Below are 26,321 nucleotides of genomic sequence, written 5' to 3' on the forward strand. Positions count from 1 at the left end.
ATCGACTACAGAGCCTCTCGCACTGCATGATCGAGATAGCGACGCTGCCGCCGACGAAGGGGACCCGTGAAAGAGGACGACGAGAGCGGCGAGAGCAGCCGGCCGGAGCCCGGCCCCGGGGGCAAGCCCCCGAGCCGGAAGCCGCCGAGGCCCGCGGATCCCGGCGGCGGCATCCTCATGGGCCGGCCCTTCGGCGTGCCCGTCTACGTCGCCCCGAGCTGGTTCCTGGTGGCCGCGCTGATCACCTGGGTCTTCGGCGGCCAGATCGACCGGATCCTGCCGGGACTCGGCGGCGCCCGCTATCTCGTCTCGCTGTTCTTCGCCGTCGCCTTCTACGCCTCCGTACTCGTCCACGAACTGGCCCACACCGTCGCCGCGCTGCGCTTCAAGCTCCCCGTGCGACGGATCCAGCTCCAGTTCTTCGGCGGGGTCTCGGAGATCGAGAAGGAGTCCGACACCCCGGGCCGCGAGTTCGTCCTGGCCTTCGTCGGACCGCTGCTCTCACTCGTCCTCGCGGGGATCTTCTACCTCGGCATGCTGACCGTGGAAGCCGACACCGTCCCCGGCGTCCTGCTCGCAGGACTGATGGTCTCCAACCTCATCGTGGCCGTGTTCAACCTGCTGCCGGGACTGCCGCTCGACGGCGGCCGGATGCTGCGCGCCGTCGTCTGGAAGATCACCGGTAAGCCGATGAGCGGCACCGTGGCCGCCGCCTGGGTCGGCCGGGCGCTGGCCGTCGTCGTACTCGTCGGCCTCATCGGGCTGCCGCTGTTCACGCACGGCGGCAGCTTCAGCAGCGCCGCGGGGGACATCGGCGGATTCGAGACGGTCACCGACGCCTTGATCGCCGCGATCCTCGCCGCGATCATCTGGACCGGAGCGGGCAACAGCCTGCGGATGGCCCGGCTGCGCGAGCACCTGCCGGAACTCCAGGCCCGCACGCTCACCAGACGCGCCGTCCCCGTCGAACCCCAGACCCCGCTCTCCGAGGCGCTGCGCCGGGCCAACGAGGCCGGTGCGCGCGCCCTCGTGGTCGTGGACGGGCAGGGCGACCCGACGGGCCTGGTACGCGAGGCGGCGATCGTCGGCGTCCCCCAGCACCGCCGCCCCTGGGTGGCCGTCAGCGGCCTCTCGCAGGACCTCACCGACGACATGCGGGTCCCCGCCGAACTGGCGGGGGAGGCGCTGCTCGACCGGCTGCGGGCAGCCCCCGCCACCGAGTACCTGGTCGTGGAGGAGACCGGCGAGATCTACGGCGTCCTGTCCACGGCCGACGTGGAGCGCGCCTTCGTCGCGGCGATGGCCCGCCCCGAGCCGCACTGACCGGCGTCAGGGGACCCCGCACAAAGCCGCTAGTGTGGTCGCATGTCCGAACCGACCGGTGCCGCCCGCCGACGTGGGCCCTTCAAGGTCGGGGACCAGGTCCAGCTCACCGACCCCAAGGGACGCCACCACACCTTCACGCTCGAAGCCGGGAAGAACTTCCACACCCACAAAGGGTCCTTCCCGCACGACGAGCTGATCGGTGCTCCCGAGGGCAGTGTTGTCCGTACCACGGGAAACGTCGCCTACCTCGCGCTGCGCCCCCTGCTCCCCGACTACGTCCTGTCCATGCCCCGCGGCGCCGCCGTGGTCTACCCCAAGGACGCGGGCCAGATCCTGGCCTTCGCCGACATCTTCCCCGGCGCGCGCGTCGTCGAGGCCGGGGTGGGCTCCGGGTCGCTCAGCAGCTTCCTGCTGCGCGTCATCGGTGACGAGGGCATGCTGCACTCCTACGAGCGCCGCCAGGACTTCGCCGACATCGCCCAGCAGAACGTGGAGCGCTACTTCGGCGAACCGCACCCCGCCTGGACCCTGACGGTCGGCGACCTCCAGGACAACCTGTCCGACACGGACGTGGACCGGGTCGTCCTGGACATGCTCGCCCCCTGGGAGTGCGTCGAGGCCGTCTCCAAGGCGCTCGTGCCCGGCGGCATCCTCTGCGCGTACGTCGCGACGACCACCCAGCTCGCCCGCACCGTCGAGACGATCAGGGAGTTCGGCACGTTCAACGAGCCGGCCGCCTGGGAGTCGATGATCCGCAACTGGCACGTCGAGGGCCTCGCCGTACGCCCCGACCACCGGATGATCGGCCACACCGGCTTCCTGGTCACGGCGCGCCGCCTCGCCGACGGCGTCGAGCCCCCGCTGCGCCGCCGCCGGCCCTCCAAGGGCTCGTACGGAGACGACTACGAAGGTCCGGGCAGCAGCAACTCCCACTAACAGGACACCGCCGCCGCCGAGTTCCCGACCAGCCCGCGGAACTCGGCGGCGGCGCCGTCATGTTGGCCGCGAAGCCCGCCGGAGTTTCGCCCCCCGCTGTTCCGCGCCGCTGTGACGTGTGGCACGATGCTGTCTCCCTCACACCGTTGGTTTCTTCTCCAGCACGGCCCCTCTCAGGAGACACTCCGCGTGCAGATCTCCGACGCTGCGGACCTCGCTCACACCCGGCCCGCCGCCATGCACTGGCTCGCCACGGCGACCGCGATGGCCGGTGTCGTGGCCGTCGCGGGACTCCTCCAGCCGGGCCCGGCCACCGCGTCGCAGACAACTCACCAGGGGCAGGGACAGGTACGCGCGCAGAGCGCACCGAACCACGCGGCGCTGCCCGCACCCGACCCGGCCGCCGTCCACTTCCCGCTGGACTGTGGCGCCGCAGGGACGGTCGTCACGAAAAAGGCGTCCGGCGATCTGGACGGCGACGGCTCCCCGGAGACCGTGGCGGTCGTGCGCTGCGACTCGGGCTCCGGCACCCCGCCGAGCGGGGTCTACGTACTGACCAAGGGCGCGACGGCGGCCACGCCCCGCATAGTGGCGACCCTGCTGGACCCGAAGGCCAAGCAGAGCGTCGGCACCGGCTTCGCGATAACCGGCGGCGCCGTCCTCGCCACACTGCTGGGCTACTCGGACCCGACTGTCCCGAGCTGCTGCCCCGACATCCAGGAGCGGGTCTCCTGGAAGTGGCGCGGCGGCGCGTTCGTCCGCAGCGAACAGCCCACCGCCAAAAGCGTCTGACGGCGGGCCGCGCCCCGGCTCAGACCGCGTCCGGGCCGTACACCTCGACGCTGTCCGAAACCCGCCGGACGTGGATGCAGTCGCCCGGACACTCCTTGGCCGAGTCCACCACGTCGCGCAGCAGCGGCAGCGGCACCCGGGTGGTGGCGCCCGGGGCCTGCAACAGCTCGTCATCCGGGCTCTTCACATAGGCCAGGCCGTCGATGTCGAGCTCGAAGACCTCGGGCGCGTACTGGGCACAGATCCCGTCACCGGTGCACAGATCCTGGTCGATCCACACCTCCAGCGGATCCTGGGTCTCAGTGGCACCTTCGGTGGGAGCCTCCTGCTGCACGATCATGTCTCCTGCCGTTTGCCGCTCCGGGTGGTGCAATATGGGGTAAGTCGCGCCAGCCCTGACGGGTGTTGAACACTTCGACGATACAACCGGCGGCTTTCCGATGTTGTTCGGTGGGTATTCCCCTCCCGTGAGGGCGAGCGCAAGGGTGAAGATCGGACACACCCCGACAGTCTTTGTGATCTAGGGGTTTCAATCATCACCGGCCCAGGTAGGGTCAGGAAGCGTCCAGCTCCCCTTGGAGGAGGTGAGGACCGTGGCAGCACACGACGACGACATCAACCGCGGCACCCGGCCCGGTCGGGGGTCTGAAGACCCCGCCGGCCAGGTCGCCTATCTTGAGCAGGAAATCGCCGTCCTGCGACGCAAGCTCGCCGACTCTCCGCGGCACACGAGGATTCTCGAAGAGCGGATTGTCGAGCTGCAGACCAATCTGGCGGGTGTGTCCGCGCAGAACGAGCGGCTCGCCAACACGCTGCGTGAGGCCCGCGACCAGATCGTGGCCCTCAAGGAAGAGGTCGACAGGCTGGCACAGCCGCCGGCCGGCTTCGGCGTCTTCCTGCAGGCGAACGAGGACGGTACGGCCGACATCTTCACCGGGGGCCGCAAGCTCCGGGTGAACGTCAGCCCCAGCGTGGAGCTCGAAGAGCTCAGGCGTGGCCAGGAGGTCATGCTCAACGAGGCGACCAACGTGGTCGAGGCCATGACGTTCGAGCGGGCCGGCGACATCGTCACCCTCAAGGAGATCCTTGAGGACGGCGAGCGCGCGCTGGTCGTCGGGCACACCGACGAGGAGCGGGTGGTGCGGCTGGCGGAACCGCTGCTGGACATCACCATCCGGCCCGGCGACGCCCTGCTGCTCGAACCGCGCTCCGGTTACGTCTACGAGGTCATTCCCAAGAGCGAGGTCGAAGAGCTCGTCCTCGAAGAGGTCCCGGACGTCGACTACGACAAGATCGGCGGTCTGGGCGGCCAGATCGAGATGATCCGCGACGCGGTCGAGCTTCCGTACCTCTACCCCGACCTCTTCAAGGAGCACGAGCTGCGGCCGCCGAAGGGCATCCTGCTCTACGGGCCCCCCGGCTGCGGCAAGACACTCATCGCCAAGGCCGTGGCGAACTCGCTCGCCAAGAAGGTCGCCGAGGTGACAGGGCGCCCGGCCGGCAAGAGTTACTTCCTCAATATCAAGGGTCCTGAGCTCCTCAACAAGTACGTGGGCGAGACCGAGCGGCACATCCGCCTGGTCTTCCAGCGCGCCCGTGAGAAGGCCAGCGAGGGCACCCCCGTCATCGTCTTCTTCGACGAGATGGAATCCCTCTTCCGCACCCGCGGATCCGGTGTCAGCTCGGACGTGGAGAACACCATCGTCCCGCAGTTGCTCGCCGAGATCGACGGTGTGGAGGGCCTGGAGAACGTCATCGTGATCGGCGCCTCCAACCGCGAGGACATGATCGACCCGGCGATCCTGCGCCCCGGCCGGCTCGATGTGAAGATCAAGATCGAGCGTCCCGACGCCGAGGCGGCCAAGGACATCTTCGCCAAGTACCTGCGCTCCTCGCTGCCCCTGCACACGGACGACCTGTCCGAGCACAGGGACTCCCGCGAGGACGCGGTCCAGGGCATGATCCAGACCGTCGTGGAGCGGATGTACACGGAGTCCGAGGAGAACCGCTTCCTCGAGGTCACGTACGCCAACGGCGACAAGGAAGTCCTCTATTTCAAGGACTTCAACTCCGGCGCCATGATTCAGAACATCGTGGACCGGGCCAAGAAAATGGCCATCAAGGACTTCCTCGACCAGAACCAGAAAGGTCTCAGGGTCTCCCACCTCCTCCAGGCTTGCGTGGACGAGTTCAAGGAGAACGAGGACCTGCCGAACACCACCAACCCCGACGACTGGGCCCGCATCTCCGGAAAGAAGGGCGAGCGGATCGTGTTCATCCGTACGCTCGTCACCGGAAAACAGGGCGCGGACACCGGACGCTCCATCGACACGGTGGCAAACACCGGTCAGTACCTGTAAAACGCACACCGGCTGCGGATGTCCGGAAGGACATCCGCAGCCGCTGCTTTTCCCGTACCTTCCACCACACCAGGCCAATGACGAAAATGATCTCCCCACAAGCGCCATGGCGTTCTAGGCTCGTCGGTACCGCCGGGTCGCGCAGTGCGGGGAAGGGCACCGCACACGCACCGGAGCGACAGCGGTACTTGAGCACCTTTCCCGAAGGGGAGCGGTGCCGGGCAAGGAGGGCCGCATGACTGTACGGCGAGTAATGGGCATCGAGACGGAGTACGGCATCTCCGTTCCGGGTCACCCGAACGCCAATGCCATGCTCACCTCGTCCCAGATCGTGAACGCCTACGCGGCGGCGATGATGCGGGCCCGGCGCGCCCGGTGGGATTTCGAGGAGGAGAACCCGCTGCGGGACGCGCGGGGCTTCGACCTCGCCAGGGAGACGGCCGACTCCAGCCAGCTCACCGACGAGGACATCGGCCTGGCCAATGTGATCCTCACGAACGGCGCCCGGCTCTACGTCGACCACGCCCATCCGGAGTACAGCTCACCGGAGATCACCAACCCGCGCGACGCGGTCCTGTGGGACAAGGCCGGCGAGCGGATCATGGCCGAGGCGGCCGAGCGGGCCGCGCAGATCCCCGGCGCCCAGCCCATCCATCTGTACAAGAACAACACCGACAACAAGGGCGCCTCCTACGGCACGCACGAGAACTACCTCATGCGCCGGGAGACCCCGTTCTCGGACATCGTGCGCCATCTGACGCCGTTCTTCGTCTCCCGCCAGGTCGTCACCGGCGCCGGCCGGGTCGGCATCGGCCAGGACGGCCATGAGCACGGCTTCCAGATCAGCCAGCGCGCCGACTACTTCGAGGTCGAGGTCGGCCTGGAGACCACCCTCAAACGGCCCATCATCAACACCCGCGACGAACCGCACTCGGACGCGGAGAAGTACCGCAGGCTGCACGTCATCATCGGGGACGCGAACCTGTCGGAGATCTCCACGTACCTCAAGCTCGGTACGACCTCGCTGGTCCTCGCCATGATCGAGGACGGCTTCATCAACGTCGACCTGGCCGTCGACCAGCCGGTCCGCACCCTGCACCAGGTCTCCCACGACCCGACGCTCAAGCGGCTGGTCACGCTGCGCAGCGGGCGCACCCTGACCGCCGTACAGCTCCAGATGGAGTACTACGAGCTGGCCAGAAAATATGTCGAGGAGCGGTACGGCTCCGACGCCGACGAGCAGACCCAGGATGTGCTCGGCCGCTGGGAGGACACCCTCAACCGGCTGGAGAACGACCCGATGAGCCTGTCGGGCGAGCTGGACTGGATCACCAAGCGGGAAATACTGGAGGGATACCGCCGCAGGGACGGTCTCGACTGGGACGCGGCCCGGCTCCACCTGGTGGACCTCCAGTACGCGGACGTACGCCCCGAGAAGGGCCTCTACAACCGCCTGGTGGCCCGCGGCAAGATGACCAGGCTGCTGGACGACCAGGACGTGGAACGGGCCAGGACGAAGCCTCCGGAGGACACCAGGGCCTATTTCCGGGGCCGCTGCCTTGAGCAGTACGCGGAGGACGTGGCCGCCGCCTCCTGGGACTCGGTCATCTTCGACCTGCCGGGCCGCGACTCGTTGCAGCGCGTGCCCACCCTGGAACCGCTGCGCGGTACACGCAACCACGTGAAAGAGCTGCTTGACCGGTGCCGTACGGCGGAAGACCTGGTCCGGGTGCTGTCCGGAGGCTGAAATGGTCCCCGGACGGGAATCATGGGGGTGGGCCCCGGACGTTGTACGAAAGTGCGGGGCCGATGTCGGACCCTGCTTGTAGGGTCTGATCTTGAAGGTCACATCGAGCGGGGCGAACCGAGCGGGGTGAGGGATATGGCGACCAAGGACACCGGCGGCGGACAGCAGAAGGCGACGCGTTCCACGGAGGACGTCGAGGAGCAGACGCAGGAAGCGCAGGGCTCCGAGGACCTCAAGGAGCGTCAGGAGAAGCTGTCGGACGACGTGGACTCCGTTCTCGACGAGATCGACGATGTGCTCGAAGAGAACGCCGAGGACTTCGTGCGCTCGTTCGTGCAAAAGGGCGGGCAGTAACCTGCGTCGCCGTCCCGGCGCCACCGGCGAAAGCCGGTCGCACCGGGGCGGATGACCGGCCACGGCGCGGGTAAGGTCCGTGCACAGTTCGAAAGATCGGCCCGGCCCCAGCGGCGGGCCGCAGCCAATCCGGAAGGAAACGTGTGGAAGCCAATCCTCGGAGCACCGGGCGTCTGCCGGCGGCCTTCCTGACGCCCGGCTCGTCGTCGTTCATGGATTTCCTGTCGGACCAGTCGCCCGACATGCTCCCCGGCAACCGTTCGCTGCCGCCGCTGCAGGGCGCCGTCGAGGCGCCGCACGGCACGACGATCGTGGCCGTGACCTTCCCCGGCGGTGTGGTGCTGGCCGGTGACCGGCGGGCCACCATGGGCAACATGATCGCCCAGCGCGACATCGAGAAGGTCTTCCCCGCCGACGAGTACTCGGCCGTGGGGATCGCCGGCACCGCAGGACTCGCCGTGGAGATGGTGAAGCTCTTCCAACTGGAGCTGGAGCACTTCGAGAAGGTCGAAGGCGCGACGCTCTCCCTGGAGGGCAAGGCCAACCGGCTCTCCACGATGATCCGTTCCAACCTGGCCATGGCCATGCAGGGCCTGGCCGTCGTCCCGCTCTTCGCGGGGTACGACGTGGACCGCGACAAGGGCCGCATCTTCTCGTACGACGTGACGGGCGGCCGCTCCGAGGAGAACGGTTACGCCTCGACAGGCTCCGGCTCGATCTTCGCCCGTGGCGCGATGAAGAAGCTCTACCACGACGAGCTGACGGAGCAGGAGGCGACGACACTGGTCATCCAGGCGCTCTACGACGCCGCCGACGACGACTCGGCCACCGGCGGCCCCGACGTGGCCCGCCGGATCTATCCGATCGTCACCGTCATCACGGAGGACGGCTTCCGGCGGCTGGACGACACGGAGTCCGCCGAGATCGCCCGGACGATCCTTGAGCGCCGGCTCCAGCAGCCGGACGGCCCGCGCGCCGCGCTGCTCTGACCGTCCCCTCTCCCGAACCCATCTGCCACTGACTGAAAGGGACGGATAGCCGGTGTCGACGCCGTTCTATGTCTCACCCCAGCAGGCCATGGCCGACCGGGCGGAATACGCCCGGAAGGGCATCGCCCGCGGTCGCAGCCTGGTTGTGCTGCAGTACGCCGACGGCATCGTGTTCGTCGGCGAGAACCCGTCCCGAGCCCTGCACAAGTTCAGCGAGATCTACGACCGGATCGGCTTCGCCGCGGCCGGCAAGTACAACGAGTACGAGAACCTGCGCATCGGCGGTGTGCGCTACGCGGATCTGCGCGGATACACCTACGACCGCGACGATGTGACGGCCCGCGGCCTCGCCAACGTGTACGCGCAGACGCTGGGCACGATCTTCTCCAGCGCCGGCGAGAAGCCGTACGAGGTCGAGCTGGTCGTCGCCGAGGTGGGCGCCACACCGGACGGCGACCAGATCTACCGGCTGCCGCACGACGGATCGATCGTGGACGAGCACGGCTCGGTCGCGGTCGGCGGCAGCTCCGAGCAGATCAGCACCTATCTGGACCAGCGGCACCGCGAGGCGATGACGCTCGCCGAGGCGCTGAGCCTCGCCGTACAGGCGCTGTCGCGTGACACCAACGGCGGCGAGCGCGAGATCCCCGCCGAGCGGCTCGAAGTGGCGGTCCTGGACCGTACGCGACCGCAGAAGCGCAAGTTCAAGCGGATCGTCGGCCGGCAGCTCGCCCGGCTGCTGGAGGCGGACGGCGCCGCCTCGACCCCGACCGACGCCCCGTCGGACGACGAGGACGGCTCGGCCACGGACGACACGTCAGGCCCGAAGTCGCTGCCGGATGCCGAGAAGAAGCAGGACGGCTCCGACGAATGACCTGAGCCCCGCTCAGCGGTGCTCCGTGCCCCGGTCCGCCCCGTGCGGCCCGGGGCACAGCCGTACCCGGCGCCGGACGGTGCGTCAGACGCCCTGCGGGGGCGCTGTCGATCCCCGGACGACCAGGGTGACCGGCAGATCGCCCCCGGCCGGCTCCCGGCCGTCCAGGACCGCCAGGAGCGCCGACATGCCCCGCTCGCCGACCTGTTCGGCGGGCAGCCGCACGGTGGTCAGCTCCGGCTCCACGGCGCCGGCCAGCGTCAGATCGTCGAAGCCCGTCACGGACACGTCCTCCGGCACCCGCAGGCCGAGTCGCCGCACGGCCTTGCAGGCCCCGGCCGCCAGGATGTCGTCGTCGCAGACCAGGGCCGTCGGCCGGGGCCCCGGTCCCGTCAGGGCGTGCGCGGCGGCCTCGCGCGCCGCGCCCACCTCCAGGGCCGAGCTGACGGTGCGTACGACGGCGCCCGCCGTGCCCAGCGCCTCGGCGATGGCCCGAGCGCGCACGTCGAAGGTCCAGGAGTCCACGGCTGCGGCGAGATGGACGAACCGCCGGTGGCCGAGGGCCAGCAGATGCTCCGTCACCTGCCGCATCCCGTCCGCCATGTCGAGATTCACCCGGGCGGCGGCGCCCGGCCGCTCCGGATCGCTGTCCAGCATCACCAGCGGGAGGTCGGCGCCCCGGATGGTGGCCAGTGCCTCGGCCGCCATCGACGAGGCGATGACCCCGTCCAGCGCGGCGCGCGCCGAGGCGAACGGGTCCCTGGCCGGGCCGATGCCGTCGGGCGACGGGTAGAGCACGACACCGAATTCGTGTTCGGCGGCGACGGCGGCGGCCCCCGTGTACACCCGGGCGAAGAACTCGTTGGTGAGCGCCGGCACGACCAGCAGCGCCGTCCTGGTCCTGCCGAGCCGCAGATTGCGGGCCGCGAGATTGGGCCGGTAGCCCAGCTCCCGCGCGCTGTCCCTGACCAGCAGCGCGGTCCGCTCGGAGACCCTGCCCCGCCACTTCTCGCCCAGCACCAGCGAGACCGTGGCCTGCGAGACGCCGGCGGCCCGCGCCACGTCCCTGCTGGTGGGCCTGGCGGCCTGCTCGTTCATGACTGCCGCCTCCCTGGCGCTGGACCCGCGTGCTGCGCACATGGTACGTATGACCCCTGACGTTATACGTAACACTCCGGCCGTCGGGTGAAAGCGGCGCACCGGGGGAGAGGGGCGGAGCGGGCTGTGGGAGCCACCGGATACAAGGACCTGCTCAAAACCCCGCACGCGGCCCGGCTGCTGGCGGGCACGCTGGTGGGCCGGCTGCCCAACGCCACGGCCCCGATCGCCGTCGTGCTGCTCGTACGGGCCGAGGGCGGCGGCTACAGCCTGGCCGGCGCGCTGGCCGCCGTGTACGGCATCGCCAACGCCGTCGGACAGCCGCTGCTCGGCCGCGCCGTGGACCTCTACGGCCAGCCGCGCGTCCAACTGCCCGCGGCGGTGCTCTCCGCGCTCGGGGCGGTGCTGCTCGTGGCCGTCGGCACCGACCCGCCGCTCCTCGCCTACCTGGCCGTCGTGGTGGCCGGCCTGTGCACCCCGCCGCTCGAAGGCGGGCTGCGGGCCCTGTGGCCCAGCGTCCTCGGCAAGGAGGACCGGGTGCACCGGGCCTACGCCATGGACGCGGTGGCCCAGGAAGTGATGTTCACGGTCGGACCGCTGCTCGTCACCCTGCTGGTCGCCCTCTGGTCCCCGGGCGTCGCGCTGCTGGTCATCAACGCGACCGGGGTGCTCGGCGCGCTCTCCGTCGTGGTGTCCGCGCCCTCACGCGCGTGGCGCTCGGCGCCGCGCGAGGCCCACTGGCTGGGCGCGCTGCGCTCACCCGGTCTGCTCGCGCTGCTCGCCGCCTTCCTCTTCGTCGGCGTCGCCCTGGGCTCCATCACGGTCGCCGGCGTCGCGTACGCCGACGACCAGGGCCGGGAGTCGGTCTACGGCTGGCTGATGGCCGCCCTCGGACTCGGGGCGCTGCTGGGCGGGGTGGTGTACGGCTCGCGGCAGTGGACCGGCGCGCCCGAGCAGCGGCTGCGGACGATCGTCGCGCTGCTCGCGCTGGGCTATCTGCCGCTGACCCTCACCCCCGGCGTGGTGGCGATGACCGGGCTCTGCGTGATCGCCGGGATCTTCCTCGCGCCCGCCATCGCCTGCGCGTTCATCGTCGTCGACCGGCACGCCCCGCGCGGCACCGTCACGGAGGCGTTCTCCTGGCTCGTGACGACCTTCGGGGTGGGCGCCGCACTGGGCACGGCCGCCGCGGGACCCGCCGTCGACGCGGGCGGTACGACGGCCAGCTTCGCCGTCGCGGGGGCCGGCGGCGTCGCCGCCCTGCTCGTACTGATCACCACCCGGCGGGTCCTCGCAGCTCCCGGCCGTACTTCGAATGCCACGGCCGGAACCGAAAATGATCGAAGCGGGGCGGCCGAACCCGGTTTCAGCTCAGGCCATCAGGCGTAATGTTCAGACATGGACCGCCGCATTTTCGGGCTGGAGAACGAGTACGGCGTCACGTGCACGTTCAGGGGACAGCGCCGACTGTCACCTGACGAAGTGGCGCGCTACCTCTTCCGCCGTGTTGTCTCATGGGGCCGCAGCAGCAATGTCTTCCTGCGGAACGGCGCCCGCCTCTATCTCGACGTGGGTTCGCATCCGGAATACGCCACACCGGAATGCGACAACGTGACCGAGCTGGTCACACACGACAAGGCCGGTGAGCGCATTCTCGAAGGTCTGCTCGTCGACGCCGAACGCCGCCTGCACGAGGAGGGAATCGCCGGCGACGTCTATCTCTTCAAGAACAACACCGACTCGGCGGGAAACTCCTACGGCTGCCACGAGAACTATCTCGTCGCCCGCCACGGAGAGTTCTCCCGGCTCGCGGACATCCTCATCCCGTTCCTCGTCACCAGGCAGTTGCTCTGCGGCGCCGGGAAGGTGCTGCAGACTCCGCGGGGCGCCGTCTACTGCGTCAGCCAGCGCGCCGAGCACATCTGGGAGGGCGTCAGCTCGGCGACGACCCGCTCCCGTCCGATCATCAACACCCGCGACGAACCGCACGCGGACGCCGAGCGCTACCGGCGGCTGCATGTGATCGTCGGCGACTCGAACATGTCCGAGACGACCATGCTGCTGAAGGTCGGTGCCACCGACCTCGTGCTGCGCATGATCGAGGCGGGCACCGTGATGCGTGACCTCACCCTGGAGAACCCGATCCGGGCCATCCGCGAGGTCAGCCACGACATCACGGGCCAGCGCAAGGTCCGGCTGGCGAGCGGCCGCGAGGCGTCGGCCATCGAGGTGCAGCGGGAGTACTACGAGAAGGCCGTCGACTTCGTCGACCGCCGCGGCATCCGCACCGGCACCGTCGAGCAGGTCCTGGAGCTGTGGGGCCGCACGCTCGACGCGATCGAGGCCGAGGACCTCGACCGGATCAGCACCGAGATCGACTGGGTCATGAAGTACCAGCTCATCGAGCGCTACCGGGCCAAGCACAACATGACCATGTCGCATCCCCGGGTCGCCCAGATAGACCTCGCCTACCACGACATCCACCGCCGCCGCGGGCTGTACTACCTGCTGGAGAAGAAGGGCCAGGCGGCCCGGATCTGCAACGATCTGAAGATCTTCGAAGGCAAGTCGGTGCCCCCGCAGACCACCAGGGCGCGGCTGCGCGGCGACTTCATCCGCAGGGCCCAGGAGCAGCGGCGGGACTTCACCGTCGACTGGGTCCATCTCAAGCTCAACGACCAGGCGCAGCGCACGGTGCTCTGCAAGGACCCGTTCCGGTCGGTCGACGACCGGGTGGAGAAGCTGATCGCCGGTATGTGACCGATCTCCCCGGCCGGATTTTGGCCGGGTTTCGGCCGGATACGCACGGGCCCCGTACGAACGCCGTACGGGGCCCGTGCGCACGCCGTACACCTGAGCGATCGGCGCAGGGTCGTAGAGTGGCGGCACGGACATCCCCCTACACCCCCGAGGACCCTCTGTGCGACGCCGTCTTGCAGCCCTGCTGATCGTGCCGGCCCTGGCGCTGACCGCCTGTGGAGGTGGTGGGGACTCCAAGAAGGACGACTCCGCCGCGTCCAAATCCGCGTCTCCCTCGGCCGGTCCTTCCGCCCCCGCGTCGCCGCCGGCGGTTCCCAAGCCCGTCGACACGGCTGATCCGATGCCGACCGTCGCGGGGGCCACGGGCAAGAAGGCGACCATCACCCTGCCCAAGGGCAACCCGAGTGACAAGTTCGTGGTGCACACGGTCTCCAAGGGCGGTGGCGCCGAGGTCAAGAAGGGCGACCTCGTGATGGCCGACTTCACCGTCAAGGTGTGGAAGGGCGGCAAGGACCTCGGCAGCTCGTACGACAAGGGGGCGGCCCCGCAGGTCATCCCGGCCGGCGCGCAGAACGTCATCCCGGCGTTCTCGGACGGTGTGGTCGGCCAGAAGCTCGGCAGCAGGGTGCTGGTCGTGGCCCCGCCGAACGCCGGCTTCGGCCCGCAGGGCAGCCAGCAGCTCGGGGTCAGCGGCACCGACACCCTGGTGTTCGTGCTGGACCTCGAAAAGGTGATCCCCACCCAGGCCGAGGGCACCCAGTCGTCGATCCCGAAGGACCTGCCGCAGGTCAAGGCGGGCAAGGGCGTGGCGGCGACGATCTCCGTGCCGAAGAACAACCCGCCGTCGGCCCTGGTCAGCAAGACGATCGTGGAGGGCAAGGGCGCCGCGGTCAAGAGTGGCCAGAGCGTCTACATGCAGTACAGCGGCGCCACCTGGAAGCCCAACGAGGGCAAGCCCGCGGCCACGCTGTTCGACGACTCCTGGAAGACCGGGGCGCCGTTCGCGACGACCATCGGCACCAAGCAGGTCATCGAGGGCTGGGACAAGGGACTCATCGGCAAGAAGGTCGGCAGCCGGGTGCTGCTGGTGATCCCGCCGGCGCTGGGGTACAAGGACCAGGCGCAGGGCGACACCATCCCCGCCAACTCGACTCTGGTGTTCGTCGTCGAGATCCTGGCGGCGGTGTAACACTGTCCCGGTTGTCCCGTTCATCATTTCGAGGAGCAGTTCAGTGAGCAACGAAAAGCCCGAGGTCGACTTCCCGGGTGGCGAGCCGCCCGCCGACCTGGAGATCAAGGATCTCTGGGAGGGTGACGGCCAGGAGGCCAAGGCGGGCGACACTGTCTCCGTCCACTACGTGGGTGTGGCCTTCTCCACCGGCGAGGAGTTCGACTCGTCGTGGAACCGCGGCACCCCGCTCAAGTTCAACCTCGGCGGGGGACAGGTCATCGCCGGCTGGGACCAGGGCGTCCAGGGCATGAAGGTCGGCGGTCGCCGCCAGTTGACGATTCCCGCGCACCTCGCGTACGGGGACCGCGGCGCGCCGGGTGCCATCGCGCCCGGCGAGACGCTGATCTTCGTCTGCGATCTGGTCGCCGTCTGATCACATCCGGACATCTGTCGTGTCCACCTGGGGCCCATGCTGTCAGGCATGGGCCCTCGGCTTTTGCGGGCACACCCCGGGACGGTACGGTCAACGGTCGGAAGTACCACCAGAAAGGGCTTCGATGGCCATTGCCAAGGCCGAGCGGTTGATGAATCTGGCGCTGTGTCTGCTCGGGACCAGGCGGCCGCTCAGCAAGCGCGAACTGCGCGGCTCCATCGAGGCCTATCTGGAGGCAGGGTCCGACGACTCCTTCAACCGCATGTTCGAGCGGGACAAGGACGATCTGCGCGAACTGGGCCTGGTCATCGAGACCGTGGAGAACCTGGACGGCGACACGGGCTACGTGGCCCGGCGCGACAGCAACCGGCTGCCCGCCATCACCCTGGACGCCGAGGAGGCAGCGGCGCTCGGCCTGGCGGCGAAGGTCTGGCAGCAGGCGCGGCTCGCCGGCGCCGCCAGCGGCGCGCTGCAGAAGCTGCGGGCCGCGGGGATGCCGGAGGCCGAGGACAGCTACGAGGCCCACCACAGCGCGCTCGAACCCCGTATCCCCGTCCACGAGGCGGCCTTCGAACCGCTGATGCTGGCCTGCCGCGACCGCAGGCCCGTCGTCTTCGACTACCGCAAGGCCAACGCGGCGCGCCCCGAGCAGCGCCAGGTCGAGCCCTGGACGCTGGAGTGCTGGCGCGGCCACTGGTACTTGGCCGGCTGGGACCGGGAGCGCGGGGCCGAGCGGGTCTTCCGGCTGTCCCGCATCACCGGCCGGATCCGCTCCAGGGCGGCCGAATTCTCGGCGCCGGTGCCCGACGTGGTGACCGTACGGGAGACCGTGGAGAGCTGGGCGGGGGAGACCGCGACCCGCTCCGCCCTGATCAAACTGCGCTCAGGCAGCGGCTATCCGCTGCGCGCCAAGGCGCTGTCGTCGCGTGAGCTGGGCGACGGCTGGGACGAGCTGGAGATCCCGTACGGGCACGGCCTCGACGCCTGGCTGGTGGAGTTCGGCCCGGACGCTGTCGTGCTGGAGCCCGCAGACCTGCGGGCCGACGTCGTGGAGCGGCTGCGCGCCGTGGCCAAGGGCTGAGGGGAGGCGACCACCATGGCTGCCAATGCCATCGACCAGACCCGGCGGATGCTGTCGCTCGTGACGTATCTGCGGGAGCGCCCCGGCGCCCATGTCAGCGATGTCGCGCGGGCGTTCGGCATCACCGAGGACGAGCTGATCTCCGACCTCGACGTGTTGCCCATGTGCGGGACGAGCTTCCGGGGCGGCGACCTCCTGGACATCGACACCGACGGGGACCGCATCTGGTGGCACAACCCGGACGATGTCGCCGAGCCGCTGCGGCTCGCCGCCGACGAGGCGACGGCGCTGCTCGTCGCCGCCCGCGCCGTGGCCACCCTGCCCGGCCTCCGGGAGAGCGACCGGCAGGCGCTGCTGCGCGCCACGGCCAAGCTGGAGGCGGCGGCCGGCGAGGCGGCGGGGGCCAGCTCCCGGCTGTCGGTGACCTTCGAGTCGGAGGGCGGCGTCTTCGCCGACGTCGACCGGGCGATCTCCGAGCGGCGCAGGCTGTGGCTGCGCTACTACTCGCCGGCCAGGGACGAGCTGACCGAGCGGGAGGTCGACCCGATCCGGCTGTTCGCCGTGGGCCACACGTACATGGAGGCGTGGTGCCGTACGTCCGAGGCCCGGCGGACGTTCCGGCTCGACCGGGTGGCCGAGATCAAGCTCCTCGACGCACCGGCGGCTCCGCCCGAGCTGGAGCTGCGCGATCTGTCGGAGGGGCTGGTGCAGCCGTCGGCGGACGATCCCGAGGTGGTCGTCGAGGTCGGCCCCGGCGGTCGCTGGGTGGCCGAGTACTACCCGCACGACAGCGCGGATGAACTTCCCGGCGGCGGGCTGCGTATCACGTTGCGTACCCCGGCCCCCGCCTCCCTGCGGCGGCTCGCGCTGCGGCTCGGCGGTGACGGCCGGATCGTCTCCCCGCAGGACCTGGCCGAGAGCGCGCGGCTGGCGGCACACGAGGCGCTCGCCGCCTACGACGGCCAAGAGTAGGAAGACTCAGAGATATGTCGGGAATATCTGGGATGGTCGGAATGTCTGAGGCGTCCGGTGTGGCGTACGAACTCTCGACCGTCACCCCGGTCCTCTTCAAGGCCGCCTGCCCGCACTGCAGAGCCGGCTTCGAGCTGTCGGCGGGGGCGCTGCGCCTGACGATAGGCGCGAGCAGGCGCACCACCTTCTACTCCTTCACCTGCCCGGAGTGCGAGAGCGCCGTACGCAAGCCCGCGGGCGAGCGCATCGTCGAACTCCTCACCGGCGGCGGGGTGCGGACGCTGCGGCTGCACTCCCGCTCAGGGGCCAACTGAGAAAGGGCCCAGGACCTCTCGTCTAGGCTGCCCGTATGTTCTGGCCCATGCTCGCCATCGCCCTCGGGTTCTGCGGTATCGCCGTGCTCGGGGTGCTGGCCGTACGCGTCTTCGTGGAGACCCAGCGGCTCGGCCGCCAGGTCGCCGCCACCACGCAGCGGATCAACCGCGCCTCGGAGGATCTGGAGCGTGCGGCGACCCGGCTCGCCGCCACCGGTGAGACCCTGCGGTAGCCGCGCGCCCCGACGCGGCGCGCCGCCGTGACGCAGAGCCAGGTCAGGTCGTACCCGACGCACCCTCCTGCATCGCCAGTTCGGGCGGTAAGGTGATCGGCGTGGCCCAGGTAGCGAGGCACGGGCCGCATGCGGAAGTGCGAGAGTGCCGCCAGGGGCTTGCTTTTTGTTCACCCCTGGGCGTTACGATCGCTGCACATGGCACGGTCGGGCAGCTATGCCCGGCCGCGATCGTGCAGGCCCGTCCCATGCAGCCTCGGTGAGAAGGTAAACGGTTATGTTCGGAAGGCTCGGAGCCCCCGAGATCATTCTCATCCTCGTCGTGATCGTGCTGCTGTTCGGCGCGAAGAAGCTTCCCGACATGGCGCGTTCGCTCGGCAAGTCGGCCCGCATCCTCAAGAGCGAGGCCAAGGCGATGAAGTCGGAAGGCGCCGCGACGGCCCCGGCCGACCCGCCCACCGACCCGACGGCCCAGGACCAGGCGGCTCCCCGTACCATCAAGGCCGCGCCCGGTGACGTGACGAGTGCCCGTCCGGTGAACGAGCCGACGGACTCCACTCAGCGCTGAGACCAGGGCCGGAGCGGACGCTGTCAGCGGTGGTCCGCCGCACGAGATGAGGACGTGGGTTGCTCAAGTCTGCCCGCAAGCAGGAGAGGGATCCCGAGGGGCGCATGCCCCTCGTGGAGCACTTGCGTGAGCTGCGCAACCGGATGGCGAAGGGCCTCCTGGCGATCGTCGTCGTGACGCTTGTCGCCGCCTTCTTCTACAACGACATAATCGACTTCTTCACGAAGCCGGTGCTCCAGTCGGTCGGCTGCCCCACGGAATTCAGCGCGCTGGCCCAGCAGCAGCCCAAGGACGGCACCCAGTGTGCCCACATCACCCTGAACGGGCTCCTCGCGCCGTTCACCCTCGCCCTCAAGGTCTCCCTGACGGCGGGTGTGGTGCTGGCGTCGCCGGTCTGGCTCTACCAGCTCTGGGCGTTCCTCGCGCCCGGCCTGCACAGCAACGAGAAGAAGTACACGCTCTCCTTCGTCGGCGCCGGTGTACCGCTGTTCCTCGGCGGTGCCCTCTTCGCCTACAAGGTGCTGCCGACCACGGCCAAGGTCCTGCTCGGCTTCTCGCCGGGCGGTGTGGACAACCTCCTGCCGCTGGACGACCTGCTCGACCTCGTGACCCGCATGGTCGTCGTCTTCGGCCTCTCCTTCGAGATGCCGCTGCTGCTCGTCATGCTGAACTTCGCGGGCATCCTCACCGGCCGGCGGATGCTGAGCTGGTGGCGGGCCATGATCTTCGGCATCACCGTCTTCGCCGCCATCGCGACCCCGAGCACCGACCCGCTGTCGATGCTCGCCCTGTCCGCGCCGATCTGGGTGCTGTACTTCGCGGCCTGCTTCGTCTCGATGTACAACGACCGGCGCCGCCGGCTGCGCACAGCGGCGGGGCCCGCCGACGACGAGGCGTCCGATCTTGACCTCACGCCGGAAGACGTCGACTCGGCCATAGAGCCCGTCTCCGCCTCGCCCTCGCTGCCCGAGCAGACGGACGCCGGCCGGGCGAACCGGCTCAACGGCTACGACGACGTCACCTGATCCCGTAACGGCTCTCGTCGGCCGCCGCGCCGTCTTGTAGGGTCCGCCGGGTGACCAGCGAGATCACCCTCTTCGTCAACCCCACAGCGGGTCGCGGCAGGGGCGCGCGTGCCGTGCGGCCCGCCGCCGACGCGCTCCGGGCCGCCGGCTTCTCCGTACGGACCGTCCTCGGCTCCGACGCGCCCGACGCGCTGCGCCGGGCCGGGGAAGCGGTCGACGGCGGCACCGGCGCCCTGATAGCCGTCGGCGGCGACGGGCTGGTCTCTCTCGCGCTGCAAGCGGTCGCCGGCACCCGGGTCCCGCTCGGGGTGATCGCCGTCGGCACCGGCAACGACTTCGCCCGCGCGCTCGGACTGCCCGTACGCGACCCGGTGGCAGCCGCCCTGCTGGCCGCCGACACGCTCAAGAACGGCACCCCGCGCGACGTGGACCTCGGCCGGGTCACCGGGGGGAGCGGCGGGACCCTGGGGAGCGGCGGCAGGTGGTTCGGTACGGTCCTCGCCTCCGGCTTCGACTCCCGGGTCAACGACCGGGGCAACCGGATGCGGCTGCCCGCGGGCCGGTTCACGTACGACCTCGCCATGGTGGCCGAACTGGCCGCCTTCGCGCCCGTCCCGTACCGGATGACCCTGGACGACGGCGTCGAACGGCGGATCGAGGCGACGCTCGTCGCCGTCGGCAACGGCACCTCGTACGGCGGCGGGATGCGGATCTGCGCCGACGCCGTCCTGGACGACGGCCTCTTCGACGTGACGGTCGTCGCCGGATGCAGCCGCACCACCCTGCTCAGGGTCTTCCCGAAGGTCTACCGGGGGACGCATCTGAGCCACCCCGCCGTCACGGTCCACCGCACCGCGCGGATCAGCCTCGCCGCCGACGGGTTCACCGGCTACGCCGACGGCGAACCGCTCGGCCCGCTGCCACTCACCGCCACCTGCGTGCCGGGCGCCGTGCGCGTCCTCGCCGGGCCCGCCGACGGCCGCTCCAAGTCGAAATAAAGATCGCGGTGACTGTCATACCTGGCGGGTAGGCTCGACAGCAAGATGACTGAGGACCTCTCACCAGCCGAGCGGTACGCCGCTGCCCGGATCCGCGCCGTCGAGCAGGCCACGGCGCTCGCCTCCTTCCGGGAGATGTACGACTTCGGCCTCGACCCGTTCCAGGTCGAGGCGTGCCAGGCCCTGGAGTCAGGGAAGGGCGTGCTGGTCGCGGCGCCCACCGGCTCGGGCAAGACGATCGTCGGCGAGTTCGCCGTCCACCTGGCCCTGGCCGAGGGCCGCAAGTGTTTCTACACCACGCCCATCAAGGCGCTCTCCAACCAGAAGTACGCGGATCTGGCCAAGCGCTACGGCGCCGACAAGGTCGGCCTGCTGACCGGGGACAACAGCGTCAACTCCGACGCGCCGGTGGTCGTCATGACCACCGAGGTCCTGCGGAACATGCTCTACGCGGGCTCGCAGTCGCTCACCGGGCTCGGCTACGTGGTGATGGACGAGGTCCACTACCTCTCCGACCGGTTCCGCGGCGCCGTCTGGGAAGAGGTGATCATCCACCTCCCCGAGTCGGTCACGCTGGTCTCGCTCTCCGCGACGGTCTCCAACGCCGAGGAGTTCGGCGACTGGCTCGACACCGTACGGGGCGACACCGAGGTCATCGTCTCCGAGCACCGCCCCGTGCCGCTGTGGCAGCACGTGATGGCGGGCCGCCGCATGTACGACCTCTTCGAGGAGGAGTCCGACCACGGCGGCCGCGGCGTCGGCAAGCGCGAGACCAACCCGGACCTGGTCCGGATGGCCCGCATGGAGAACCAGCGCACGTACAACCCGCGCGACCGGCGGCGCGGCAAGATGGTCCGCGAGGCCGACCGGGAGCGCGAGCGCAGACAGCGCAGCCGGATCTGGACCCCGTCCCGGCCCGAGGTCATCGAGCGGCTCGACGCCGAGGGGCTGCTCCCGGCGATCACGTTCATCTTCAGCAGGGCCGCCTGCGAGGCGGCCGTCCAGCAGTGCATGTACGCGGGCCTGCGGCTCAACAACGACGAGGCGCGCCGCAAGGTCCGCGAGATCGTCGAGGAGCGCACCGCCTCCATCCCCGGCGAGGATCTCCATGTCCTCGGCTACTACGAATGGCTGGAGGGCCTGGAGCGCGGGATCGCGGCGCACCACGCCGGGATGCTGCCGACCTTCAAGGAGGTCGTGGAAGACCTGTTCGTGCGCGGTCTGGTCAAGGCCGTCTTCGCCACGGAGACGCTGGCGCTCGGCATCAACATGCCGGCCAGGACCGTGATCCTGGAGAAGCTCGTCAAGTGGAACGGCGAGCAGCACGCCGACATCACCCCCGGCGAGTACACCCAGCTCACCGGGCGGGCCGGCCGCCGCGGCATCGACGTCGAGGGCCATGCCGTCGTGCTCTGGCAGCGCGGGATGGACCCGGGCGCCCTCGCCGGCCTCGCCGGGACCCGAACGTACCCGCTGCGCTCCAGCTTCCGCCCGTCGTACAACATGGCGGTCAATCTGGTCCAGCAGTTCGGCAGGCACCGCTCGCGAGAGCTGCTGGAGACCTCCTTCGCCCAGTTCCAGGCCGACAAGTCGGTCGTCGGGATCTCCCGGCAGGTGCAGAAGAACGAGGAAGGGCTCGACGGCTACCGCCAGGGCATGACCTGCCACCTCGGCGACTTCGAGGAGTACGCGCGGCTGCGCCGCGAGCTGAAGGACCGGGAGAACGAGCTGGCGAAGCAGGGCGCCGTCCAGCGGCGCGCCGCTGCCGCCGCCTCGCTGGAGAAGCTGAAGCCGGGCGACGTGATCCACGTACCGACGGGGAAGTTCGCCGGGCTCGCGCTGGTCCTCGACCCCGGGGTGCCGGCCGGGCGCTCCAACGGGCACCGCGGCCTGGAGTACCAGGAAGGGCCCCGGCCGCTGGTCCTGACCGCCGAGCGGCAGGTCAAGCGGCTGGCCTCGATGGACTTCCCGGTGCCCGTGGAGGCGCTGGACCGGATGCGGGTCCCCAAGTCGTTCAACGCGCGCTCGCCGCAGTCGCGCCGCGACCTGGCGTCCGCGCTGCGCACGAAGGCCGGGCACATCGTGCCCGAGCGGCACCGCAAGCAGCGGGCCGAGGCGGCGGACGACCGGGAGATCGCCCGGCTGCGCACCGCCCTGCGCGCCCACCCCTGCCACGGCTGCGACGAGCGGGAGGACCACGCCAGGTGGGCCGAGCGCTACTACCGGCTGCAGCGGGACACACGCCAGTTGGAGCGCCGGATCGAGGGCAGGACGAACACGATCGCCCGCACCTTCGACCGGATCGTCAAGCTGCTCACCGAGCTGGACTATCTGCGCGGCAACGAGGTCACGGAACACGGCAAGCGGCTGGCCAGGCTCTACGGGGAGCTGGACCTGCTCGCCAGCGAGTGTCTGCGCGAGGGCGTCTGGGAGGGGCTCGGCCCCGCCGAGCTGGCGGCCTGCGTGTCGGCGCTGGTCTACGAGGCCCGGCAGTCGGACGACGCGGTGACGCCCAAGGTCCCCTCGGGCAACGCGAAGGCCGCGCTGAACGACATGGTGCGGATCTGGAGCCGGCTGGACGATCTGGAGGAGGACTTCAAGATCAACCAGGCGGAGGGCGTCGGCCAGCGCGAACCCGACCTCGGATTCGCCTGGGCGGTCTACATGTGGGCGTCGGGGCGCGGTCTCGACGAGGTGCTGCGCGAGGCCGAGATGCCGGCGGGCGACTTCGTCCGCTGGTGCAAGCAGGTCATCGACGTGCTCGGCCAGATCGCCGCCGCCGCTCCCCGGGAGAACAGCACCGTCGCGAAGAACGCCCGCAAGGCGATCGACGAGGTACGGCGCGGGGTCGTGGCGTACAGCTCGGTCGGCTGACCGCCCGGCGCGGCAGGCGCGCGGAAGAGGTCCAGGGTGGCTGCCCGTCGGCGCGGTGGCGGTCGTACGGAGCAGCCGCGGGCCGACCGCGGCGAGGGTGATGTCAGCGGAAACCCGCCAAGATCCGGGGGCGTCGCGCGTTGTGCGACGATCGGTGCATGGGCACGACGGGACGGCGGGTCGGACGGCCGCGCGCGGCGCAGCGACCGGAGAGCGGGCTGTCCGCCCGCGACGAACTGCTCGGCGCCGCAGCCGAGTTGTTCACGACGCTCGGGTACGCGGCGACGACGACCCGGTCCGTCGCCGAGCGTGCCGGTATGCGGCAGGCGACGATGTACCACTACTTCGGCGGCAAGGAAGACCTGCTGGCCGAGCTGCTGGAATCGACGGTGGCCCCGTCACTGACCTTGGCCCGCGGACTGCTGGCCGAGCACGACCGCCCGGCCGAGACCCGGCTGTGGGAGCTGTGCCGCTCCGATGTGCGACTGCTCTGCGGCGGCCCGCACAATCTGGGCGGCCTCTACCTGCTGCCCGAGGTCAGATCGGAGCGCTTCGCCGGCTTCCACCGCACCCGCGCCGACCTGAAGGACACCTACGGCAGCCTGCTGGCGGCGACGGAACCGGGCGCCCGCCTCGACCGGGCCGAACGCGCCCTCCGTACGGACCTGGTCTTCGGCCTGATCGAGAGCGTCATCCTGGCCCGCCGCTCCGACCCGGCCCGCCCGGTCGAGTCCTTCGCCACGGCAACGGCGGACGCGGCGCTCCGCATCGTCGGCGTCCAGGCCACGTCGGCCTGAGCCGGCGCTACCGCGCGGGGATCCGGTGGCGAACGGCGCGTACTGCCCCGGACCGCGGTGCAGTTCCTGGTGACAGCCGAGGCCGGCCAACGCGACGGAGTCGCCCTGGCCGGCCTCGGAGTGGGTTCTGCGGTCACATCTTCGGCATCAGCACCGTGTCGATGATGTTCACCGTCGCGTTGGAGGTGGGGACGTCGCCGCAGACGATGCTCGCCGAGTCGTTGACCTTGAAGGAGTCGCCCGAGCCCGCCGTCGTCAGGGTGCTCTTCTCCAGCGTCGGGTACGTGCCGCTCGCCAGGTCCTTGGTGGTGAGCTTCTGGCCCACGACGTGGTACGTCAGGATCTTGGTGAGCGTCGCCTTGTCGGCGAGCACCTTGTCCAGGTCGGCCTTCGGGATCTTCGCGAACGCCTCGTTGGTCGGCGCGAACACCGTGATGTTCTGGGCGCTGTTGAGGGTGTCGACGAGACCGGCCTTCTTCACCGCCGTGACCAGCGTGGACAGGTCGGGATTGTTGGAGGCGGCCGTCGCCACCGGGTCCTGCGCCATGCCGTCGAAGCTGCCGGCGCCGCTCGTGGGCACCGAGGCACACGCCGGGCCGAAGGGCTTGCCCGCCATGTTGTCCATGCCGTCGCTCGGCATGTCCGAAGCGGGCTTCGACGCCTCGGCGGCGGCCGACGCCTTGCTGTCGGTGCCTGAGTCGCTCTTGTCGTCGCTGGAGCAGGCGCTGAGGGCGAGCGGCAGGACGACGGCGCCGACGACGGCGAGGGCGGCACGGTGGAGGCGAGTGGCGATCATGGGGTTCTCCTTGAAGGTGATTCGCATGGTGGTGCGGGATGTGGTCTGGGATGTGGTGCGGGGTCTTTCAGGGGGAGTTCGGCCGGAGAGCCGAGGAGAGGGGCCGGCGGGCTCAGGTCACGGCGACCACCACCGAATGCCAGCCGGTCGCGCCGTTCGGTACGGTCCCGACGCGCTTGTCCGTCTGCGTGTAGCCGTCCCTGTCGGTGGCGCGGACTTCGAGGGTGTGGCTCCCCGAAGGGGCCGGCCACTCCCATATCCACTGCCGCCAGGTGTCGTTGCTGTCCTCGGCGGCCAGTCGCGCCTCGTGCCAGCCGCCGCCGTCGACCCGTACCTCGACCTTGGCGATCCCCCGGTGCTGCGCCCACGCCACGCCCGCGACGGGCACCTTGCCCGCCTTGGGGCTCGCGAACGGCCGGGGGGTGTCGATGCGGGACTCGGTCTTGATCGGGGCCCGCTTGGACCAGGTGCGCTTGACCCAGTACGGGTCGTAGTCGTCGAACGTGGTGAGTTCGAGGTCCTCGATCCACTTGCAGGCCGAGACGTAGCCGTACAGACCCGGCACCAGCATCCGGACCGGGAAGCCGTGGTCGAAGGGCAGCGGCTCCCCGTTCATGCCGAGCGCCAGCATCGCGTCGCGGCCGTCCATGACCGTGTCGACGGGTGAGCCGATCGTCATGCCGTCCACCGAACGGGCCACCAACTGGTCGGCGGGGCCGCCCTGGGACGGCGGTGTCACCCCCGCCTCGCGCAGCAGATCGGCCAGCCGCACCCCGATCCAGCGGGCGTTGCCCACGTACGGGCCGCCGACCTGGTTGGACACGCAGGTCAGGGTGATGTCCCGTTCGATCAGCTCCCGGCGCAGCAGATCCTGGTAGGTCACGGTGAGCGGCTTGCGGACGCCCTTGCCGTGGATTCGCAGCCGCCAGCTCCCCGCGTCCACCCGTGGCACGACGAGCGCCGTGTCCACCCGGTAGAAGTCCTTGCTGGGCGTGGTGAAGGGGCTGAGCCCCTTCACTCCCAGCTCGGCGCCCGCCGGTACCGGGCGCGCCGGTGAGGCCGGGCGGGGCAGCACGATGTCCTGACGTGAGGCGGCGGCCTCGGCGGCCCCCGTCGCGTTGAGCCGGCGTCCCGCGACGCCCGCTCCCGCCGACGCCGCCACGGCGGCCGTCGCGGCGATCACGAAGCCGCGCCGGTCGAAGGTGCCTGCCGTCCCGCCCGCCCCGGCGACCGCGAACGGCCCTTCCGACACGCCGGAAGCGGGAACCGGGGCGGGACGGGCGGCCAGCCGGCCGGCCAGCAGATACAGCACTCCGCAGGCCAGCACGCCACCGACGGCCGAGGGCAGCGCGTCGAGTGTGTGGCCGTCAGGCCGCCCCACCGCCGCTACCGCCCCGACCACACCGAAGACCAGAACCAGGGCCGAACCGACCCGCCGCCACCGCAGCGCGACCACTCCGATCACCATGGCGAAGAGCGCCAGGAGGACCAGGATGCCGAGCTGCAGGACGAGCTTGTCGTTCGTGCCGAAGTGCCGTACGGCGAAGTCCTTCAACTCGGGCGGCGTGCGGTCGATGACCGCTCCGCCGACCGCCGTCACCGGGCTCGACTCGGGCCTGACGGCCGCGGAGACGAGCTCGGCCACGCACAGCGCGGCGAGGCCGGCCAGCAGGCCGCTCAACCCCGCCAGACCTACCCGCACTGCTGTAAGGACTTTCCGATCTTCGCTCACGTCGGCCATTCGGTGCGAGAACCACGGCGGATTGGTCATTCACCCGAAGGAATTGAGGTTGTCGCTGTATCAAGAAAGATCGCCGCAAAAA

The 26,321-nt window shown here is 70.1% G+C and carries 25 protein-coding genes; 21 read left to right on the forward strand and 4 right to left on the reverse strand.

The genetic code is table 11. From position 1 onward, the window contains the following. Positions 1-66: 66 nt before the first annotated feature. The 3 genes from ACZ63I_RS29420 (at position 67) to ACZ63I_RS29430 (ending at position 3,054) form a co-directional block, all read left to right on the forward strand. Complete coding sequence (locus ACZ63I_RS29420) at positions 67-1,323, forward strand: site-2 protease family protein (RefSeq protein WP_469342221.1); 1,257 nt, start codon at positions 67-69, stop codon at positions 1,321-1,323. 42 nt (positions 1,324-1,365) lie between these two features. After that, complete coding sequence (locus ACZ63I_RS29425; protein ID WP_469342223.1) at positions 1,366-2,262, forward strand: tRNA (adenine-N1)-methyltransferase; 897 nt, start codon at positions 1,366-1,368, stop codon at positions 2,260-2,262. A gap of 189 nt (positions 2,263-2,451) precedes the next feature. Next, on the forward strand, positions 2,452-3,054 hold the full coding sequence (locus ACZ63I_RS29430; protein ID WP_469342224.1) for a hypothetical protein: 603 nt from the start codon (positions 2,452-2,454) through the stop codon (positions 3,052-3,054). A gap of 19 nt (positions 3,055-3,073) precedes the next feature. Here the strand turns inward: ACZ63I_RS29430 and ACZ63I_RS29435 are convergent, their stop codons facing one another. Beyond that, entirely contained in the window at positions 3,074-3,394 is a 321-nt protein-coding gene (locus ACZ63I_RS29435; protein ID WP_469342226.1) for a ferredoxin, read from the reverse strand. A gap of 253 nt (positions 3,395-3,647) precedes the next feature. On the opposite strand from ACZ63I_RS29435, the gene arc reads away from it, so the two are divergent. The 5 genes from arc (at position 3,648) to prcA (ending at position 9,378) form a co-directional block, all read left to right on the forward strand. Further along, positions 3,648-5,414 (forward strand): proteasome ATPase, encoded by a 1,767-nt coding sequence (gene arc / locus ACZ63I_RS29440; protein ID WP_041996798.1) that lies wholly within the window; start codon positions 3,648-3,650, stop codon positions 5,412-5,414. Positions 5,415-5,649: 235 nt separating this feature from the next. Continuing rightward, on the forward strand, positions 5,650-7,161 hold the full coding sequence (gene dop, locus ACZ63I_RS29445; protein ID WP_469342227.1) for a depupylase/deamidase Dop: 1,512 nt from the start codon (positions 5,650-5,652) through the stop codon (positions 7,159-7,161). A 135-nt stretch (positions 7,162-7,296) separates the two neighbouring features. After that, a complete protein-coding gene (locus ACZ63I_RS29450; RefSeq protein WP_469342228.1) occupies positions 7,297-7,515 on the forward strand; it encodes a ubiquitin-like protein Pup in 219 nt (72 codons plus the stop codon). A gap of 143 nt (positions 7,516-7,658) precedes the next feature. After that, the gene (gene prcB / locus ACZ63I_RS29455; RefSeq protein WP_469342229.1) at positions 7,659-8,504 is read left to right on the forward strand and encodes a proteasome subunit beta; all 846 of its coding nucleotides are present in this window, start codon (positions 7,659-7,661) and stop codon (positions 8,502-8,504) included. 52 nt (positions 8,505-8,556) lie between these two features. Further along, on the forward strand, positions 8,557-9,378 hold the full coding sequence (gene prcA, locus ACZ63I_RS29460; protein WP_469342231.1) for a proteasome subunit alpha: 822 nt from the start codon (positions 8,557-8,559) through the stop codon (positions 9,376-9,378). A gap of 84 nt (positions 9,379-9,462) precedes the next feature. On the opposite strand, the gene ACZ63I_RS29465 is transcribed toward prcA, so the two are convergent. Then, positions 9,463-10,476, reverse strand: coding sequence for a LacI family DNA-binding transcriptional regulator (locus tag ACZ63I_RS29465; protein ID WP_469342232.1), 1,014 nt, complete (start codon positions 10,474-10,476; stop codon positions 9,463-9,465). Positions 10,477-10,602: 126 nt separating this feature from the next. Between ACZ63I_RS29465 and ACZ63I_RS29470 the strand changes: the two genes are divergently transcribed. The 13 genes from ACZ63I_RS29470 to ACZ63I_RS29530 all read left to right on the forward strand — a co-directional run bounded on the left by ACZ63I_RS29470 (position 10,603) and on the right by ACZ63I_RS29530 (position 23,702). Further along, complete coding sequence (locus tag ACZ63I_RS29470) at positions 10,603-11,865, forward strand: MFS transporter (protein WP_469342234.1); 1,263 nt, start codon at positions 10,603-10,605, stop codon at positions 11,863-11,865. A gap of 9 nt (positions 11,866-11,874) precedes the next feature. Further along, the gene (pafA, locus tag ACZ63I_RS29475; protein WP_041991391.1) at positions 11,875-13,236 is read left to right on the forward strand and encodes a Pup--protein ligase; all 1,362 of its coding nucleotides are present in this window, start codon (positions 11,875-11,877) and stop codon (positions 13,234-13,236) included. A 160-nt stretch (positions 13,237-13,396) separates the two neighbouring features. Then, positions 13,397-14,425, forward strand: a complete 1,029-nt coding sequence (locus ACZ63I_RS29480; protein WP_469342235.1) for an FKBP-type peptidyl-prolyl cis-trans isomerase — start codon at positions 13,397-13,399, stop codon at positions 14,423-14,425. A 43-nt stretch (positions 14,426-14,468) separates the two neighbouring features. Further along, positions 14,469-14,840 carry an FKBP-type peptidyl-prolyl cis-trans isomerase gene (locus ACZ63I_RS29485; protein ID WP_469342237.1) on the forward strand — a complete coding sequence of 124 codons (372 nt, stop codon included), beginning with the start codon at positions 14,469-14,471 and terminating at the stop codon, positions 14,838-14,840. A gap of 124 nt (positions 14,841-14,964) precedes the next feature. Then, a complete protein-coding gene (locus ACZ63I_RS29490) occupies positions 14,965-15,921 on the forward strand; it encodes a helix-turn-helix transcriptional regulator (protein WP_469342238.1) in 957 nt (318 codons plus the stop codon). A 15-nt stretch (positions 15,922-15,936) separates the two neighbouring features. After that, complete coding sequence (locus ACZ63I_RS29495; RefSeq protein ID WP_469342239.1) at positions 15,937-16,893, forward strand: helix-turn-helix transcriptional regulator; 957 nt, start codon at positions 15,937-15,939, stop codon at positions 16,891-16,893. Between the two features lie 41 nt (positions 16,894-16,934). Then, positions 16,935-17,207 carry a hypothetical protein gene (locus ACZ63I_RS29500; RefSeq protein ID WP_469342240.1) on the forward strand — a complete coding sequence of 91 codons (273 nt, stop codon included), beginning with the start codon at positions 16,935-16,937 and terminating at the stop codon, positions 17,205-17,207. Between the two features lie 35 nt (positions 17,208-17,242). Then, positions 17,243-17,440 carry a hypothetical protein gene (locus tag ACZ63I_RS29505; RefSeq protein ID WP_469342241.1) on the forward strand — a complete coding sequence of 66 codons (198 nt, stop codon included), beginning with the start codon at positions 17,243-17,245 and terminating at the stop codon, positions 17,438-17,440. A 277-nt stretch (positions 17,441-17,717) separates the two neighbouring features. Next, on the forward strand, positions 17,718-18,008 hold the full coding sequence (gene tatA, locus ACZ63I_RS29510) for a Sec-independent protein translocase subunit TatA (protein WP_469342243.1): 291 nt from the start codon (positions 17,718-17,720) through the stop codon (positions 18,006-18,008). Between the two features lie 59 nt (positions 18,009-18,067). Further along, entirely contained in the window at positions 18,068-19,033 is a 966-nt protein-coding gene (tatC, locus tag ACZ63I_RS29515) for a twin-arginine translocase subunit TatC (protein WP_469342244.1), read from the forward strand. Between the two features lie 50 nt (positions 19,034-19,083). Then, a complete protein-coding gene (locus tag ACZ63I_RS29520) occupies positions 19,084-20,031 on the forward strand; it encodes a diacylglycerol kinase (RefSeq protein ID WP_469342245.1) in 948 nt (315 codons plus the stop codon). A gap of 45 nt (positions 20,032-20,076) precedes the next feature. Continuing rightward, a complete protein-coding gene (locus tag ACZ63I_RS29525) occupies positions 20,077-22,905 on the forward strand; it encodes a DEAD/DEAH box helicase (RefSeq protein WP_469342247.1) in 2,829 nt (942 codons plus the stop codon). A 158-nt stretch (positions 22,906-23,063) separates the two neighbouring features. Further along, complete coding sequence (locus ACZ63I_RS29530) at positions 23,064-23,702, forward strand: TetR/AcrR family transcriptional regulator (protein ID WP_469342248.1); 639 nt, start codon at positions 23,064-23,066, stop codon at positions 23,700-23,702. A gap of 133 nt (positions 23,703-23,835) precedes the next feature. On the opposite strand, the gene ACZ63I_RS29535 is transcribed toward ACZ63I_RS29530, so the two are convergent. Together ACZ63I_RS29535 and ACZ63I_RS29540 are read right to left on the reverse strand one after the other, a co-directional pair. Next, positions 23,836-24,498, reverse strand: a complete 663-nt coding sequence (locus tag ACZ63I_RS29535; RefSeq protein ID WP_469342249.1) for a fasciclin domain-containing protein — start codon at positions 24,496-24,498, stop codon at positions 23,836-23,838. Positions 24,499-24,610: 112 nt separating this feature from the next. Then, entirely contained in the window at positions 24,611-26,239 is a 1,629-nt protein-coding gene (locus ACZ63I_RS29540) for a molybdopterin-dependent oxidoreductase (protein WP_469342438.1), read from the reverse strand. Between the last annotated feature and the right edge of the window lie 82 nt (positions 26,240-26,321).

The sequence above is a fragment of the Streptomyces sp. NPDC087906 genome (genome assembly GCF_055584925.1).

Bases quoted from the DNA above. Each gene is read 5' to 3' on its own strand.
- ACZ63I_RS29500 (WP_469342240.1), top strand. From the start codon at position 16,935: ATGTCTGAGGCGTCCGGTGTGGCGTACGAACTCTCGACCGTCACCCCG.
- dop (WP_469342227.1), top strand. From the start codon at position 5,650: ATGACTGTACGGCGAGTAATGGGCATCGAGACGGAGTACGGCATCTCC.
- tatA (WP_469342243.1), top strand. From the start codon at position 17,718: ATGTTCGGAAGGCTCGGAGCCCCCGAGATCATTCTCATCCTCGTCGTG.
- pafA (WP_041991391.1), top strand. From the start codon at position 11,875: ATGGACCGCCGCATTTTCGGGCTGGAGAACGAGTACGGCGTCACGTGC.
- ACZ63I_RS29525 (WP_469342247.1), top strand. From the start codon at position 20,077: ATGACTGAGGACCTCTCACCAGCCGAGCGGTACGCCGCTGCCCGGATC.
- ACZ63I_RS29425 (WP_469342223.1), top strand. From the start codon at position 1,366: ATGTCCGAACCGACCGGTGCCGCCCGCCGACGTGGGCCCTTCAAGGTC.
- ACZ63I_RS29435 (WP_469342226.1), bottom strand. From the start codon at position 3,394: ATGATCGTGCAGCAGGAGGCTCCCACCGAAGGTGCCACTGAGACCCAG.
- ACZ63I_RS29465 (WP_469342232.1), bottom strand. From the start codon at position 10,476: ATGAACGAGCAGGCCGCCAGGCCCACCAGCAGGGACGTGGCGCGGGCC.
- ACZ63I_RS29535 (WP_469342249.1), bottom strand. From the start codon at position 24,498: ATGATCGCCACTCGCCTCCACCGTGCCGCCCTCGCCGTCGTCGGCGCC.
- ACZ63I_RS29450 (WP_469342228.1), top strand. From the start codon at position 7,297: ATGGCGACCAAGGACACCGGCGGCGGACAGCAGAAGGCGACGCGTTCC.
- ACZ63I_RS29530 (WP_469342248.1), top strand. From the start codon at position 23,064: ATGGGCACGACGGGACGGCGGGTCGGACGGCCGCGCGCGGCGCAGCGA.
- ACZ63I_RS29490 (WP_469342238.1), top strand. From the start codon at position 14,965: ATGGCCATTGCCAAGGCCGAGCGGTTGATGAATCTGGCGCTGTGTCTG.
- ACZ63I_RS29495 (WP_469342239.1), top strand. From the start codon at position 15,937: ATGGCTGCCAATGCCATCGACCAGACCCGGCGGATGCTGTCGCTCGTG.
- ACZ63I_RS29505 (WP_469342241.1), top strand. From the start codon at position 17,243: ATGTTCTGGCCCATGCTCGCCATCGCCCTCGGGTTCTGCGGTATCGCC.
- ACZ63I_RS29540 (WP_469342438.1), bottom strand. From the start codon at position 26,239: ATGGCCGACGTGAGCGAAGATCGGAAAGTCCTTACAGCAGTGCGGGTA.